At 61.9% G+C, this 15,921-nt stretch carries 14 protein-coding genes; 11 read left to right on the top strand and 3 right to left on the bottom strand.

The genetic code is table 11. From position 1 onward, the window contains the following. Positions 1-4: 4 nt before the first annotated feature. On the bottom strand, positions 5-2,983 hold the full coding sequence (locus AB3G31_RS11745; protein ID WP_367846270.1) for an EAL domain-containing protein: 2,979 nt from the start codon (positions 2,981-2,983) through the stop codon (positions 5-7). A gap of 333 nt (positions 2,984-3,316) precedes the next feature. Here AB3G31_RS11745 and AB3G31_RS11740 point away from each other — a divergent pair, with 333 nt between their 5' ends. The 11 genes from AB3G31_RS11740 to AB3G31_RS11690 all read left to right on the top strand — a co-directional run bounded on the left by AB3G31_RS11740 (position 3,317) and on the right by AB3G31_RS11690 (position 10,773). After that, a complete protein-coding gene (locus AB3G31_RS11740; RefSeq protein WP_367846269.1) occupies positions 3,317-3,568 on the top strand; it encodes a hypothetical protein in 252 nt (83 codons plus the stop codon). Between the two features lie 139 nt (positions 3,569-3,707). Then, positions 3,708-5,162, top strand: a complete 1,455-nt coding sequence (locus AB3G31_RS11735; RefSeq protein WP_367846268.1) for a hypothetical protein — start codon at positions 3,708-3,710, stop codon at positions 5,160-5,162. Then, positions 5,159-5,425, top strand: a complete 267-nt coding sequence (locus tag AB3G31_RS11730; protein ID WP_367846267.1) for a hypothetical protein — start codon at positions 5,159-5,161, stop codon at positions 5,423-5,425. Before AB3G31_RS11735 ends, AB3G31_RS11730 begins: the two co-directional genes overlap by 4 nt. A gap of 58 nt (positions 5,426-5,483) precedes the next feature. Further along, positions 5,484-7,349 (top strand): replication endonuclease, encoded by a 1,866-nt coding sequence (locus tag AB3G31_RS11725; protein ID WP_367846266.1) that lies wholly within the window; start codon positions 5,484-5,486, stop codon positions 7,347-7,349. Between the two features lie 93 nt (positions 7,350-7,442). After that, positions 7,443-7,979, top strand: coding sequence for a hypothetical protein (locus AB3G31_RS11720; RefSeq protein WP_367846265.1), 537 nt, complete (start codon positions 7,443-7,445; stop codon positions 7,977-7,979). Next, positions 7,980-8,357, top strand: coding sequence for a M15 family metallopeptidase (locus AB3G31_RS11715; RefSeq protein ID WP_367846264.1), 378 nt, complete (start codon positions 7,980-7,982; stop codon positions 8,355-8,357). A gap of 182 nt (positions 8,358-8,539) precedes the next feature. Continuing rightward, positions 8,540-8,746, top strand: a complete 207-nt coding sequence (locus AB3G31_RS11710) for a hypothetical protein (protein WP_367846263.1) — start codon at positions 8,540-8,542, stop codon at positions 8,744-8,746. A 25-nt stretch (positions 8,747-8,771) separates the two neighbouring features. Continuing rightward, entirely contained in the window at positions 8,772-8,903 is a 132-nt protein-coding gene (locus tag AB3G31_RS11705) for a hypothetical protein (RefSeq protein WP_367846262.1), read from the top strand. 62 nt (positions 8,904-8,965) lie between these two features. Next, positions 8,966-9,553 carry a hypothetical protein gene (locus tag AB3G31_RS11700; protein WP_367846261.1) on the top strand — a complete coding sequence of 196 codons (588 nt, stop codon included), beginning with the start codon at positions 8,966-8,968 and terminating at the stop codon, positions 9,551-9,553. 3 nt (positions 9,554-9,556) lie between these two features. Next, on the top strand, positions 9,557-10,201 hold the full coding sequence (locus AB3G31_RS11695; protein ID WP_367846260.1) for a hypothetical protein: 645 nt from the start codon (positions 9,557-9,559) through the stop codon (positions 10,199-10,201). Beyond that, positions 10,201-10,773: a hypothetical protein gene (locus AB3G31_RS11690; protein WP_367846259.1), complete on the top strand. Its 573-nt coding sequence runs from the start codon at positions 10,201-10,203 to the stop codon at positions 10,771-10,773. The genes AB3G31_RS11695 and AB3G31_RS11690 overlap by 1 nt, the downstream gene beginning before the upstream one ends. 804 nt (positions 10,774-11,577) lie before the next feature. On the opposite strand, the gene AB3G31_RS11685 is transcribed toward AB3G31_RS11690, so the two are convergent. After that, positions 11,578-12,003: a hypothetical protein gene (locus AB3G31_RS11685; protein WP_367846258.1), complete on the bottom strand. Its 426-nt coding sequence runs from the start codon at positions 12,001-12,003 to the stop codon at positions 11,578-11,580. 301 nt (positions 12,004-12,304) lie between these two features. After that, entirely contained in the window at positions 12,305-15,835 is a 3,531-nt protein-coding gene (gene dnaE, locus AB3G31_RS11680; protein WP_367846257.1) for a DNA polymerase III subunit alpha, read from the bottom strand. Between the last annotated feature and the right edge of the window lie 86 nt (positions 15,836-15,921).

Here is a 15,921-nt window from a genome sequence, read left to right as displayed (position 1 = left end):
AGAATCAGATGTCAGGAAATACCGCCGACTCCGTCGAAAGAGCTTGCACGCGCAACTGGAGCCCGGCCTCGAAGTCTTGCACCGGCAGAGGGCGGCTGAATAGGTAACCCTGGTAGGCGTCGCAGCCCTGGGCCGCCAGAAAGCCGCGCTGCGCTTCGGTCTCCACGCCTTCGGCAATCACCGCCAGCCCCAGGCTGTGGCCTAGCGCGATGACGGTGCGGGCAATGGCGGCGTCGTTGGGGTCGGTCAGGAGGTCACGCACGAAAGACTGGTCGATTTTCAATTGCTCCAAAGGCAGGCGTTTGAGATAGGACAGTGAGGAGTAACCAGTACCGAAGTCGTCCAGCGAGAAACCTACGCCCAGGGCCTTGAGCGCCCGCATTTTAGCGATGGTTTCCTCGACATCATTGACCAGCAGGCTCTCGGTCAGTTCCAGCTTCAACAGGCGTGCCGGGGCTCCGGTGGTGTCCAGCAGCTTCAGCACGGAGGCCACAAAGTCAGGCTGGCGGAACTGCCGGGCGCTGACGTTCACCGCCAAGGTCAGGTGCCGGGTATGGCTTTGCAGGCTCCAGGCATGGAGCTGGGTACAGGCTTGCTCCAGCACCCAGTGGCCCAGCGGCAAGATCAGCCCGGTGTCTTCTGCCAATGGAATGAATTCGTTAGGAGGCACCATGCCGCGCTGGGAGTGGGGCCAACGCAGCAAGGCCTCTGCCCCGACGGGCCGACCCAGGGCGTCCACCTGCAACTGGTAGTACAGCTGGAACTGCTGCACCAGCAAGGCGCGGCGGATGTCAGCCTCCAGGGCCACACGGGTGTTGACTACTGCCTGCATCTGCGGGTCGTAGAAGCGCAGCGTGTTACGCCCGGCCGCTTTGGCCTGGTACATGGCCAGGTCGGCTTGCTTTAGCAGTTCGTCGATGCTGGCCCCCGCGCCCTGGAACAGAGCAATCCCCAGGCTGGACGACAACTGGTGTTCGTGGGTTTCCAGCAGATACGGCTGGGTGATGGCATCGCGCATTTTTTCACCCACCGTCTCGGCCTGGGCGGCGGCCTCATCGCGGTCGGTGCTGAGCTGCGTCAGCAGCACCACAAATTCATCGCCGCCCAAACGCGCCACGGTGTCGGTGGCGCGCACGCACTCGGCCAGGCGTGTGGCCACCTGCTTTAGAAGCAAGTCGCCCATGTCGTGGCCCAGGCTGTCGTTCAGTGCCTTGAAGTTATCCAGGTCAATGAACTGCAGGGCACCAAAATGGTGGCTGCGCACACTCAGCCCCAAGGCCTGGCGCAGCCGGTCCACCAACAAGCGGCGGTTCGGCAAGTGGGTCAACGGATCATAGAAGGCCAGTTGGTTGATTTCTTCTTCGGCGGCCTTGCGCTGGGTGATGTCGTTGAAGGTGTTGACGTAATGGGTGATCTGGCCGTGGACATCCTTGACGGCGGTTGTGCTGCGCGAGTCGGGGTAAATGTCACCGTTTTTGCGCCGGTTCCACACTTCGCCGCGCCAGGTGCCGGTGGCATCCACGCTGTCCCACATGGCCTGGTAGAACTCGCGCGGGTGGCGCCCCGAGTTGAGGATGTTCAGACTCTGGCCCTGCACATCGGCCTCGGCATACCCTGTGATGTGGGTAAAGGCCGAGTTGCAACGCAGGATGCGGCGTTGCGCGTCGGTGACCGCCATGCCGCTTTGGGCATTGAACGCGGTGGCGGCAATGCGCAGATCCAGATCCGCTTGTACCCGCTGGGTGATGTTGCGGGCCAGCAAGATCAAGCGCGGCGCATCCTGGTCCGGCCCCTCCAAGGCGGTCTTGCGCGCCACCGAGATTTCAAACCACTGCAGCCCCTGGGCGAACGGTAGCTCCACCTGGCCGCCTTCCGATCGCCCGGTCCGTTGCGCAGCATCCAAAGCGGTGCCCACAACGCGGGCTGCCTTGGCTGGCAGCAGGTCTGCGGCTTTGCGTCCCAGGTACTGTTCCGGCCGGATGTCTAGTAACAGGGCAGGGGGAATGCGGCAGTCGTACACCGTGCCGTCCAGGCCGAGTTCGAACATCAGGTCGGGAATCGCATCCAGCGTGGCCTGCAGCTTGTTTTGGGTAGCGGAAATTTCGTAGGTGCGCTCGGCCACCTGGGATTCCAGATTTTGTTCATGTCGCTTGAGTTGCATCAGCAAGTGGGCCGCCCAGCCCAGCAAGGTGCTGAACAGCAGGGCCAACGTCACTTTGAACGCCAGTCCGGCCGGGTCACCCCATCCCTGCACGGGTGCGGCGCTCAATACCCAGCGCCCATTGGGCACCAGTAATTCCCGGTCCACGGTGTCCACCAGCGGATCCGTACCGGATTTGGCAATGGTCTGCCGCCGCTGGGTGTCGGGGTGCATGCGCCAAAGCTCGTAGGCGATGCCGTGTTCCGCCAGTTGCGCCACGCCACTGCTCGCCAGCGCTTCCGGCAAGCGAATGACCACATACACAAAACCCCAAAACTGCGCGGTTGGCGCCGATGCCTCTGATTGCACCAGTTCGGGCAAATACACCGGCAAACGGCCAACCACGCCCAGGCCGCCCTGTACCAAATTCAACGGGCCCGCCAAGGTCAGTTTGCCGGTTTCCAAGGCGCGGTTGGCTTCCTTGCCTTGGACCGGGTCCTTGAGCTGGTTGAAACCCAGGCTGGCCTCGTTGCCCGCCAGCGGCACCAATTGGCGGACGACGCCACCCGGCGACAGGCCCAAAATGGTGACCCCCGGGTACATAGGCAGCATTTCGCTGGCAACCCCTTCAAAATTTGAGAATTGCCCTCCGGCCTGGTGGACCATGGCCGACAGTGCATAGGTACTGGAGAGTGCCCGCTCGACCATGCTCTGAATGGCGTGGGCGCGGTCTGCCACGATGCTGTCCACCCGAGCGCGCTCATTTTGCAGTCGGCGCTGCTCCATGTTCCACACCAGCAATGCCGCCGCGCAGGCGGTGAACACAAAAACAATCCCTGCCACCAGCCATGCATGGACGGCGCCGTGATGGCGTCTGGAATGCGGGGTCGTCATCGTAGGTGGGGGCTCATTGCGTCTCTGAATGCGTCAATTTGTAGTTCAGCCTGACTATAAAGCCTGTGGCCTCGCTGCTGTGGGACCTGCCGCTGGACGTGCCGTGGCTGTGCGGCGTCTGTGGTGGAGATTGTACTTCATACGATGTATATTACGCACCAGAATTGTGCACAATCTCTAGCGTTGGCGCGGGTTTCCGGGCTAAGTTTGCTCGATAACGTGCAACACATTGGCCGGTTGACGCGGCATCGTAGCTAGTAGGGCATTCCGTAAATATTTGGGATGCTCAACATGAAACACACAATTTGCTGCCTTGCGGGCAAGCGCCTGGAAATTAAGCCTAGCCCCACGTCTCCGGGCTGCGTGCTGGTGCAGATACTGGGTGCTGACCGGCAGATTCAGGCATCGCTGACCATCGACGCGGAAACAATCGGCGTAGTGCCTGCGGCATTTGAGACGGCGGGCGCGGCGGCGTGGGAGTTGGTGGCGGCGCGCATGGGCAGCGGCGTGCACAAAGAAGCGATGGGGGTGTAGTGATGCCGCTGTACACCTTCTTTTCCATGGCTATGGGGCATTGGGGCCATATCTGCGCACCAGTGGCCGGGGCTAAGACTGGGGCTTGGTCCTATTGCTGGGCTGCATCAATCAAGCACCGTGCGCAGCGGGGGGCGTGATGGCAACAAGCCCAACTGAAACCCTGAGCCTGAAAAAGTACCGTGCGAATGCCAGCCGCCTGGATGACGCATGCCGGGCCGCTGCGCTGCTGCTGGACCTGTACACCTGGGCCGATGGCGACGGTCTCACGCAATTCAGCACAGAGCCCAACGCCGGGCGGCTGCAAAACCCGGCCATGTTTGACCTTGAGGTGAAGACCTTGTGGGCGGGCCTGCGGGCGGCGCTGGTGATCGCTGGGACGATTGACGGCGAGACGGCGGCGCGCCCGCTGGGCACCGGTGAGGCAATGTTTCTGCGCGTGCAGATTCGGCCCGTCGATGGGGAGTGGCAAACCAAAGCGGTATATGAGGTGCTCATGGGCGTAAACAGCTACGGCTACGCAGACGGGGCGGCGCTGGACTGGTTCTACACCATGAAAAGTGAGTGGTACGTGCGCGTGCTGCGTGAGGTGTTGCCGCTGAGCGGGCGGGCCGACTACCTGAACAACGATAGGCACGCGGTGACGCTCCAAACAGTGATAGGGACGCTTGCCCCTTTCGAAGTTCCGGTAACGGCTGACGGTTGGGCCGTTATCGGTGATCTGGCCGACAACCCGGAACCGGATTTTTGGGGCTTTGACAGTCCCCGGTTGATCGTCTACCCGGCGAGTATTGAGGGGGTGCCGGGGCCGCGTGGATACAAGGGTGACCCATCGGACGTGCCGGGGCCGCGTGGCTTTGATGGTCTGCCGGGGCAAAACGGCGCGCAGGGGCCGCAGGGTGTGCAGGGGCCGCAAGGTGTGCCGGGTGAGCGCGGCGAACGTGGGGAGGTGGGGCCAATGGGGCCAGCCGGGCCGCGTGGACCGGCGGGCAGTGGCGGCGGGGCCGTGGAGCCGGTGGAGCCTGCGGTATCGCTGTGGGCTGGCGCGGCCATGTCTTCGTCATGGGCGGTGGTCATGCCTGTAAAAGCGCTGCTGGACGATGGCGAATGGCATGGGGCAGGGGATTGGTTCTTGCCATTGCGTGCGAAGCTGGACGGGGGAAACCGAGAGGGTGCTGTGCAGTGGTTTGAAGGTGCAGCGCCTGACCTTGGGCCATATGGCGGGGGTGACTATTTTCTGAAACAGCTTGCGGGGCTGGTAGACCCAAAAGCGCCGCTACTGCTCATAGACATTGCCACGCGTGAGGTCTTGCGGGGGTGGTCGGAGTCGTCGGGGCTCGTCAGCGTATCGGGGCACGTGGGCTGGATTTTGAGCACCTCATGGGGTGCATTGATCGGGGGCACGGTAGCTGGGGGAGATGCGCCCGTGCAGTTGGCGGCGGTGCTGCCGACGGCGTGGAATTTCAGACAGGAGGGGTCAGACGTGCAGGTAAATGCACGCGGGCTGGATGGGGATGTGGTCATAGATACGGTGTCGGTGCCGGTAGCGGACGTAACGGCGGCAGGATTCTCATTCGAAGGGTTTGGAGCATGAGCGCGGCGCGTGATGCCGTCCGGGAGCGCTTGGCCCGCGTGCGCGAGGAATGTTTGCAAAACGGGGCGATGGACTGGCGGGCCAAGTGGTGGCAGCGCCTCACGCTGGAGCAGCGGCGGCTGCTGTGCGCCATGGCCGGGGCCGACGATAGCGATACAAATTGTGTTCGCCGCTGGGGCCAGTTGTCGCAGAAAACGCGGGATATGGTGGCCCGCCATGCCCGGGAGTGGGCGCGCCTGCTGGAGCCGATGAAATATGCGTGACGGGGCGGGGAGGGGAGCCGCAAAGAGGGCACCGCGAAAGCACAAATACCCGGCAAACATGAGCTGGCACGAGGACGCGCAAAAGCTGCGGGCGGCGCGTGTGCGGGCGGCGGCGCAGTTGCCGGGCGACTGGCTGCGGCCCATAGAGCGTGAAGCCAGGGCGGCGCGTACCGCCATGGGCTGGCCGTCTGACATAGAGGCCCGCGCCGTTTGGGAGCGCTGGATAGGGGAGTATGGTGGCGCGGCGGCGGCGGACATGTCGGACGGTGACATCAAGCGGCTTGCAGAAACCTACGAACGGGATGCGCGGGATTTGGACCTGGGCACGGTGGGGCGCGCCGGGCCGTGGGCCGAGTACGCCCGCATTCTTGATTTTTGCGCCCACCGTGAGGTAGGCGCACCGGGTCCGGGCTACCTGCTGCCCGGCATTGCCGCCCGCGTGTCGTGCCGGTACTGGTGGCGACGGGCCATCCGCAAGATGGTTGCCCAAAAAGCGGAGCGCGGGGCCATGTCGTTGGGGCTGGTGAGCAAGCCCGCAAACCAGCCCTACGCCAGCAACAAAGCCGTATTCCGGCGGCTGGACCAAAACAAGCGGAATGCGGCGGCGCTGGAAAACACCGTCATGGAAAATGAGGATGGCCAGCGGGCCACCTTGGCCGAGTTGGCCGCGAGGTCCACGGCGAAGAAGTCCATTCGACGCGGCGAGTTGATGACGCGCATACGCGGCTGCGAGGTGATCGCCGATGAAATGGGCATGCCCGGCGTGTTCCTGACCGGAACCTGTCCAAGCCGATACCACAGCACGCTACGCAACGGCGACCGCAACCCAAAGCACGATGGTTCGAACCCACGCGAGGCGCAGGCGTGGCTGCGGCTCATGTGGTCACGCACCAGGGCAAAGCTGAAACGGGACGGCGTGGACATGTTCGGCTTTCGCGTGGCAGAGCCGCACCACGACGGGTGCCCGCACTGGCACCTATTGATATGGGCGCGGGACGATGCCGCCATAGATAGTGTGGTCGAGGTGATGCGCGCCCACTGGCTGAGCGATGACGGAGAAGAACCGGGGGCCAAGAAATACCGGGTCAACTCCAAGCGCATGGAGGGCGGCGGCGCGGCGGGCTACATCGCCAAGTACATCGCAAAAAATATCGATGACGTGGCGATAGATTCACATATTGATGATTACGCGGACGGTCCTATTAATAGGGATTTGATCGGCGACATGGAGATCACTCCAAGTATGCGCGTCGAGGCCTGGGCGTCCACCTGGGGCATCCGGCAGTTTCAGCCGCTGGGACAACCGCCGGTAACGGTATGGCGGGAACTGCGGCGCGTATCCGAGGCCGGGGCGAACGCTGCGGGGCGCGGCGGCATCGTGCACCGGGCCTGGGTTGCTGCGCAGGGGGTGGATGGCATCGCGGGAACGTTGGACCCGGCGGGCCGGGCGCAGCGCATCGAAGCCGAGGGCCGGGCATCGTGGGCGGACTACATCAGGGCGCAGGGCGGCGTGATGGTGGGCCGGGCCTACAAACTGTGCATTGCTACGGAGCCCCGTGAAATTGCCGGGCGCTATGGGTCGTGTGTGCGAAAGGTGCCGATGGGTGTACGCCTGAATTGGCCGGGCACGCGCTGCGTGTTCTCGGAGCGCCGGGCGTGGCGCTTTGTTGAGCGGGGTTCGGTATCCGTTCCCGCATTGGAGCCCGTCCCAGCAGGGGCGCAGCCGCTGCCTAGGACTCGTGTAAATAACTGTACGCCGGGCACACCGGGCCGCGTTGACAGGAACGCGCATAACAGAGTTCGGGTGGTGCACAAGGTGCAAGCCGTAGAGGAGTCGGGGCCAGACTTCGACTATTTCAGGGCATTGGAGCGGCTGCGGGTGCTGGCAGACCGGCGGCGCGATGCCGTGGCGCGGGCTGGCTGAAATTAGTTCTTGCAATTTGCTTTGCAGTGGGCACCATCCCGCCCATCAATAGTATTTCGCTATTGACAACACAAACCAATTGGAGTTTTGGAAATGACTGCTCGTATTCAACTTGCGCGTGTGGTGTCCCTGGGCGCTGCCGTGATCGGCTTCAACTTTGAAGTAACCAACGTCAAGAACGGCGATTTCTCAGTCAAGGTGAAAGCCTCGTTTGGAGATCCCACCGTGCCGCAGCACTACATTGCCGACACGCTGGGCAAAGTGCGCGTCTTCAAGGACGTGGATGACTTCATCAAGGCTGCGGCCAAAGCTGGCGTGATCAATGGTGACTCGTCCATCGCCTACATGTTTGACAACGTGATCGCGTTGGAGCCAAAGGCCTACACCGGCGACCTGACCAAAAAAGCCGTCAGCGATGTGGCATCCCTGGTGAAACAGATCGCCGCCATCAGCACGGACATTTCACAAATGCAAGCGCAAATCGCCTTGTTCCCCGTGAATCTGACCGCTGCCGAGGCTGCGGTAAAGGCCGAGAAGAATGCGCAGTTGGAATCCATGCAAGCGCAAAGTGATTGGCTCGTGGCCGAAAAGACCCGCATCGAAGGCATCCTGGCAGCTGCGGGCGGCTAAATGCCAAGTCGGAACCTGTCCGACTTAACAAAGGCCTGCGCCCAAAAAGCGCAGGCCTTTTTAGATTCGGCAAAGCAAAACGGGATTGATGTGCTGGTGACGTGCACGCTGCGCACCAGGGAAGAACAGGCCGCGCTGTGGGCGCAGGGCCGCACCACGCCGGGCCGGATGGTGACCTGGGCCAAGGTCAGCATGCATGAGAGCGGCGAAGCGCTGGACGTGGTGCCGCTGCGCCACGGCGTGCCCGTGTGGGGCACCGTCGGGCCGGACGGTGAGCTATGGCAGCGCCTGGGCGCGCTGGGCGAAGCGGCGGGTCTGACCTGGGGCGGGCGGTGGCGCACGCCGGACTATCCGCATTTTCAAAACGACAAGGGGTAAAAAATGGATTCAATCAAAAAGGTGGCGGCTGAGCCGTCGAGCTGGGCCGGGCTTGCTTCGGTCTTGCAGGCGGCGGCGCTGGTGGTTCCGCAGTACAGCGCAGCCTTGAGCCTGTTAACTGCGGTATGCGGGGCTGTCGCTGTGGCGAAACGGGAAACGGGGGCAGCGCCGGGGGTGTCGTCGTGAGTCGCCTGCCGCCGGGCTTCGTCTTCCAGCTGCTTACCACCATGGTAACGGGGGCCGGGATTTACGCGGGCATGCGGTCGGACTTCGCTGCCTTGTCGGAGCGCGTGAACGGCGTGCGTGAAATTGTCGTAGCGCAGGGCGTGCAGATCGACAAGCTGCGCGACCACGCGGCGGCGGTGGGGGTGGTCCGTGGCGAACGCTAGTCTGTTGGACCGCAAGGCGGTAAACATGGTCCGCTACAGCGTGCCCGGCGGCGTGCGCGTCGTCGTGGCCGAGGGCCTTTGCATGGTGGTGACGCGCAATTTTATGGTGCGCGGGCTGCTGGTTCTGAACGGTGTGATTCGATTGGGGGCGCTATGAGTGCTTTAGATATGGGGATGGTGGCGGCTGGTGCAGTGCCTGTGCCAGACGTGGGGCGGCGCATGCTGTTCATCGACGCGGACGGAGTGCCGTCCGTGAAAACGGAAACCGGGGAGGTGCTGGCGCTTGGTGGCGGAGTGCCGGGGCCAGCTGGCCAAGCTGGCCCGGCTGGCCCGGTAGGGCCTGCTGGCGCTGCGGGAGCCGGTGGCGGTGGCGGTGGCGGTGGCGACGCGGTGGGTGCGGTAATGAACCTGCACACCGTGAGGGAGGGCGACTATACGGAGATTGTGCCTATCGCCTTGATCACGCCAGTGGCGCAGGGAACGTACGAGGGAGCCATGGTAATGCAGGCTTACGCCTCTGTGGACGTGCGCGTGGGGCTCGTGGGTGGTGGGGAAAACAACACGGTAGGGCTGCTGCAAAACGATGTGCCTTGTGTGTTTGATGGTGCAGGGTTTTGCATCTCCAAGTTCATCATCGTGGTGGAAGATGGCGGGGCGGTGGTGGCTTGGTCGAGTGTGGAAACAGGGACCACCAGGGCGGGACCGTTGGCGGTGTCGGGCGAAAATCCGATGATCGGCTTGGGCCTGACTTATGGGCACGGAACAGCCCTAAATGTCCGAGGCGCATACCTGCGCAAGATGGGGTAAGCCATGCCAGTACCTGTAATTGCAGCCGCTGCCGCCATCCTCGCGCCCATCGTTGCCGCAATCGTTGTGGCGAATCAGACCGATGTAGGCAGGCACATCATTGATCGTGTGGTCGAGTCCTACGGCAAAGATGTTGAGAAGTGGGCACTTCAAAAGGCCTTTGAAACAATGGGGTTGGCCTTGGACCCTGAAAACGGATTCAATAAAGAAGCCATAACAGCGGCCATCAATGCCGGGCCGCTTGCCAATACCGGCGTGCAGTTGACCGATATTTTCAACCGCGATGCCGTAAAAAAAGACCTGCACAAAGTGGCCTTGCTGACCGCCGTGCAGAAAACCGGGCTGGATATTAAGACCCTGGACGTGGACGGCATGAAACAGGCGCTGCGGGACTACGTAAGCGCCCGCGTGATTGAACAGGTGGGGGAGGGTGGCGGCGACTTGATAGACGGCGCGCTACCGCTGGTGAAGATGGTGCAAAAAATCCGCGAGGCAAACAAGAAAGCGGCGGAGTCCGGCGCGCCCGTGCCACCGGGATACCAGCCGGGCCGGGACAAGCCCTACATATGGACCAAAAAGGCCATCAGCAACCGGGAACGGCAGGCGCGCTACCGCGCATCGCACAAACGAGTTTGGGAGTTGAAATAATGGACAAGATCGCAACGGCCCGCGCCACGGCGGGCATCTTGAATGATCTGGTAGACGCGGCGTTTGACCATCACCAGAATACGGGCTCTTGGGTCGGGCTGTCGGCAGTGCTGGAGGAACGGCTAACCACGCGGGCGCTTGAACGCTTCGAGCCAAAGATCAGGAACATGTTTGAGCGCGCCGGGGTGCCGCTGCCAGACGGACCACTGACAAGCGAAACCATGGCGCAAGTCATCAGCGAACGCACCGGGCTGGAAGTCGAGCACCTGACCCCCAGCGGCATCACGTCGGCCATAGATAAAAAGCTGTCGGTGGACCTGTCCCTAGACCTGGGGATAGACCTGGGGTCCGTGCTTTCGGCGGGTTTGAAGTCGGCCATAGAGGCGGGCATCAAACACGAGATTGAAACGGGCCGGGGTGCGGCGTTGATAAGCAAGTACCTCATGCGCAGGGTGCGCAAGAACGCAGCGTTCACGCAGGCGGGCTATCAGCAAAAGATAGATCAGAAAAAAGTGATGAACCGAATTAATCAGGCGCGTTATCGGCGCACTCATAAACAGGTTTGGACCTGACCCATCAGCGGCGCGTGCAATGCGCGTCTATGCCGTTCTGCCGGACGCAGAACGGCTTTCAATCCCGGAAACTCTTGGAAATTTTTTCACGGCAGCTTATTGCTAACGTGGACATTTTTGCCCGTAAATTTGTGCAGGAATATTGCTAACGGAACCATTTTTCGGGTAAATTTTTTGCCGAAATATTGCTAACGGCTGTTAAAAACTAACCAAAAATATCGGTGATTATTGCTAACGCCGGGTTTTTCGGGAATCAAGGCGGTAAGCCAATATATTGAAGGTTGGATGGTTCTTGAAGGTGCCCTTTGAAACGTAGAACTAGACAGCGGTAAGCTTTTCAAAATTGAAAAACAGGGCTTTGTAAAGTTGTAAATTGACTGCTTGCGGTGGGGTGCAGGAAAACGACTTTTGGGAAAACCAGTTTTGCGAGCCTGTGCACCGGATGGCTGGATATTTCGTTTATGGCTTTGGCCTGCTGCGGACGTAGCGGGGGTGTTTGGTGTGTTCGTGTGCCCTGCTGGGGCGAAGGGGTGAAAATTGACTATCTTTACAAAGCGCCTTGTGGTCGTGGCGGCATATTTCGCAGTTTCGGGGGCGTGGGCGGCTGCGCATCCGGTGGATGCGTCGGGTTGCTGGACGGGGCCGCGTGGCGGCTTGCACTGCACCAAAGTGGCGGTATCACGGGACCGACTGCCGGGCGGAGAGACGCAGACGCAGCGGGATGCACGCTTGCGGCGCGAGTGCAAGGGCGGTGTGAACGCTGGGGCCTGCGCAGGCTACACGCGGTAGCCCGTCGGGCAGCGGTCAGCCGATAAGGGAAAGCTGCAATACAGGCCAAGGCTCGTTTGCAGCCGGGCCAAAGTCGAGCCGGGTAACCAAGCCCGGCTTTTTTGTGCGCGGGATTTTTTGGCCGTGGGCATCGAACCCGGCGCGGATGGCGCTGGACGCTGGCTTGTATTCCCAGTCATGCCGCGAACGGGTTGGTGTCGGCTTGCCGCGCAAGCGCGCTTGAAGCTTGTTCATCGCTGGTGAGTCGTATTTGTCGCAGTCCTGCTTACTCCACACGCAGGTAATTTCGTGGCGTTCTGCTGGGGTAAGAAAGTCAAGGAGGTCCAGCGCTATGCGCGCCCGGCGCTGCCAAGATCGGCGGGTCTTTGCATCGCGAACGGTGCGCAGGTTGTAAAAAATATAGCTTAGGTCCACGGTTGGGCGGGTTCGTTCTTTAGGCATTTGGCGCATCCATAGTTGCAAACTATAAATTCCGTCAGTGCGATAAAAAACTCACTGACGGGGACGCTTAGTTGCCGGTTACCATGCCATCGCCCTACTTGATACGATGTATATTATGTTAAGTAACAAAGACTGCACGGTGATCACTATCATCGCTTTCTGCATCCTCGCAATACGCTCACCTCTTGCCCCTACACCCCCTACACCCCCTACACCGCCTGCACTAACAGCTTCCGATCCGTTGGCACGCAGCTTTCCATCCCCGCGGCGTGCGCAAACGCCAACACGGGAATGGGATGGTTCAGTCTTCGTACGCCACCACGGCTTCTGCTGCCTGCGCCTGGCAGTACGCCAGGGCTGCATCGGTCGGGTAAAAACGGGCCTGTTCGCCCAGTTGCAACACCGCCACGGCGCTGCCTTGGGCGGTTTGGCGCTGGACCGACAGGCGTACCGGTAAGCCGTGGCGCACATCACCTTGCTCGGTGGTTTCGGGCCGCGGCGGGAAATCCCGTACCAATTGGGCGATGTCGAGCCCGGAGCCCGTCGCGTTGGGTGGCAGTTGCAGGCGCAGGAACTTGGCGTAGCGGCAACGCGCCGTGGCCAAGTCCCAGGCTTCGGTGATGTTCATCTGCAGGCCGCCGCCGCCAAACCGGTCGGTTTGCACCCGGCCCATGGCGATGATGAGTTCGTCGTCCTTGAACAGATTCTTGTTTGCCTGCATCAGCGCGTCGCTGACCCGCGCATCGACCATGCCGGTGCCGTCGTCCAGCCGGAACAGGCCCATCTTGCCGCGCTGGCCGTTGATGACGCGCAGATCGCTGACGATGCCCGCAAACATGACCGTGTCGCGGCTGTCCACCGCGTCGGCCAGGTCGCGTTTGGCAAAGCGGCGCACCTCTTTGCGCACTTCGTCGAACAAATGGCCCGACAAATAAAAGCCCACCGCGGTCTTCTCCAGCGTCAGGCGTTCCTTGATACCCCACATCGGGGTTTCGACCAACTCGGGCTCTTGGGTGCTGGAGCCGTGGCTGTCGTCCATGTCGAACAAGCCGCCCTGGTTGGCGTTGGCCAGTGTGGCGGCGGCAAAGGCGAAGGCACGGTCGACCGAGGCGATCAGCGCCGCGCGGTTGATTTCGATCGCGTCAAACGCCCCGGCCTTGATCAGCGCCTCGACGGTGCGCTTGTTCAGCTTGGACTTGTCCACCCGCACGCAGAAGTCAAACAGGCTGGTAAACGCCCCACCCGCTTCGCGCGCTGCCACGATGGCCTCAATCGCCTGCTGACCCGTGCCTTTGACGGCACCCAGGCCGTAGCGGATGATTTTGTCGGTGACGGGCTCGAAGCGGTGGCGGCCCAGGTTGACGTTGGGTGGCTCAAACGTCAGCCCCATCTTGCCGGCATCTTCAAACAGCAGTTTGAGCTTGTCGGTGTCGTCCATTTCCACCGTCAAGTTGGCGCAGAAAAACTCAGCGCAGTAATGCACCTTGAGCCAGCCGGTGTGGTACGCCAGCAGCGAATAGGCGGCAGCGTGCGACTTGTTGAAGCCGTAGCCCGCAAACTTCTCCATCAGGTCGAAGATTTCATCGGCCTTGGCTTCATTGATGTCGTTTTTGGCGGCACCGGCGCGGAAGATGGCGCGGTGCTCGGCCATTTCCTCGGCCTTCTTTTTACCCATGGCGCGGCGCAGCATGTCGGCACCGCCCAGCGAGTAGCCGCCCAGGATCTGCGCGGTCTGCATCACCTGCTCCTGGTAGACCATGATGCCGTAGGTCTCGCTCAGCATCTCGGCCACCAGCGGGTGCGGGTACTCCACCACTTCGCGGCCGTGCTTGCGTGCCACAAAGCTGGGGATCAGGTCCATCGGGCCAGGCCGGTACAGCGCGTTCAGGGCGATCAGGTCTTCCAGGCGGGTGGGTTTGGCGTCTTTCAGCATGCGCTGCATGCCGGTACTTTCAAACTGGAATACTGCCTCGGTCTTGCCCTCGGAGAACAGGCGGTAGGTCTTGGCGTCGTCCAGCGGGATGTTCTCGAACGCAAAGTTCTCCTGGCCCTTGTGGCGGGCGACGATGAAGTCCTTGGCAATCTCCAGAATCGTCAGCGTGGCCAGGCCCAAGAAGTCGAACTTCACCAGGCCGATGGCCTCCACGTCGTCCTTGTCAAACTGGCTCACCGCCGATTCGCTGCCGGGTTGCTGGTAGAGCGGGCAAAAGTCGGTCAGCTTGCCCGGCGCAATCAGCACGCCCCCGGCGTGCATGCCGACGTTGCGGGTCATGCCTTCGAGCTTTTGCGCCATCTCGATCAGGGTGCGCACGTCTTCCTCGGCCTCGATGCGGGCGGCCAGCACCGGCTCCATCTCGATGGCGTAGTTGTTCTTGTCGCCCTCCTTCTTGGTGGCCGGTGGGTACTGCAGCGTGACCGACATGCCGGGCTTGTTGGGAATCAGCTTGCTGATGCCGTCGCAGAACGAGTAGCTCAGGTCCAGCACCCGGCCCACGTCGCGGATGGCCGCGCGGGCTGCCATGGTGCCGAAGGTGACGATCTGGCTGACGGCGTTTTTGCCGTACTTTTCTTTCACATAGTCGATCACCCGGTCGCGGTTGCCCTGGCAAAAGTCGATGTCAAAGTCGGGCATGGACACCCGTTCGGGGTTCAAAAACCGCTCGAACAGCAGCTTGTACTGCAGCGGGTCCAGGTCGGTGATCTTCAGCGCGTAGGCCACCAAAGAGCCTGCACCGGAACCCCGGCCCGGCCCCACCGGGCAGCCGTTTTTCTTGGCCCAGTTGATGAAGTCGCCCACGATCAGAAAGTAGCCGGGGAACCCCATTTTCAAAATGGTGTTGATCTCGAACTCCAGCCGCTCGATGTAGCCGGGGCGCACCTCTTCGCGCTTGGCCGCATCCGGGTACAGGTGCAGCAAGCGCTCTTTCAGGCCCTCGTGCGAGGCGTAGCGGAAGTAATCTTCGGGGCTCATGCGCACGCCATCGACCAGGGGCGTGGGAAAGTCAGGCAACTGCGGTTTGCCCAGCACCAGGGTCAGGTTGCAGCGCTTGGCGATCTCCAGCGTGTTGGCTATGGCCGAGGGAATGTCGGCAAACAGCGCCAGCATCTGCGCACTGGACTTGAAATACTGCTCGCGGGTGAAGCGGCGCACGCGGCGCTGGTTGCCCAGGATTTCGCCGTCCGAAATGCAGACGCGGGCCTCGTGCGCCTCGTAGTCGGACTCTTCGGTGAACTGTACCGGGTGGGTGGCCACCACGGGCAGTTGCAGGCGGGCCGCCAGTTGTACAGCGGCCACCACATGGGCTTCGTCGTCGGGGCGGCCAGCGCGCTGCAGCTCGATGTAGAAGCGTTGCGGGAACAAGGCCGCCAGCTGGCTGGCCATGGCATCGGCCCGTACGGTATCGCCCTGCACCAGGGCCTGGCCCACCGGCCCGGCCTGGGCACCGGCCAGGCAGATCAGGCCCGCATTGAGCTCGTGCAGCCAGGCGAATTTGATCACCGCCTGGTTTTTGACAATATTCTGGGTAAAGCCGCGGGCCAGCAGCTCCGACAGGTTCAGGTAGCCCTGCTTGTTTTGCACCAGCACGATGACGCGTGACAGAGCCGTGGCATCCAGGCCCTGCCCTTCCAGGAAAATCTCCGCCCCAATGACCGGCTTGACACCTTTGCCCCGGGCTTCCTTGTAAAACTTGAGCGCACCAAACAGGTTGCTCAGGTCGGTGATGGCCAGCGCGGGTTGCTGGTCTTTGGCGGCTACCTTGACGGTGTCGTCGATGCGGTTGGTGCCGTCAACGACAGAAAATTCGGTATGGAGGCGGAGGTGGACAAACATCCGGCCATTTTAAGTGGCGAGGTCCGCTCGGCCGGAGCGGCATGGACAGGGTCCGTGAAGCATGGATTGTCAAAATGATTAATATC

The organism is Rhodoferax sp. WC2427, assembly GCF_040822085.1.
Classification (GTDB): domain Bacteria; phylum Pseudomonadota; class Gammaproteobacteria; order Burkholderiales; family Burkholderiaceae_C; genus Rhodoferax_B.
Note: the sequence above shows the minus strand (reverse complement) of the source record. Positions and strands in the feature narration are given on the sequence as shown.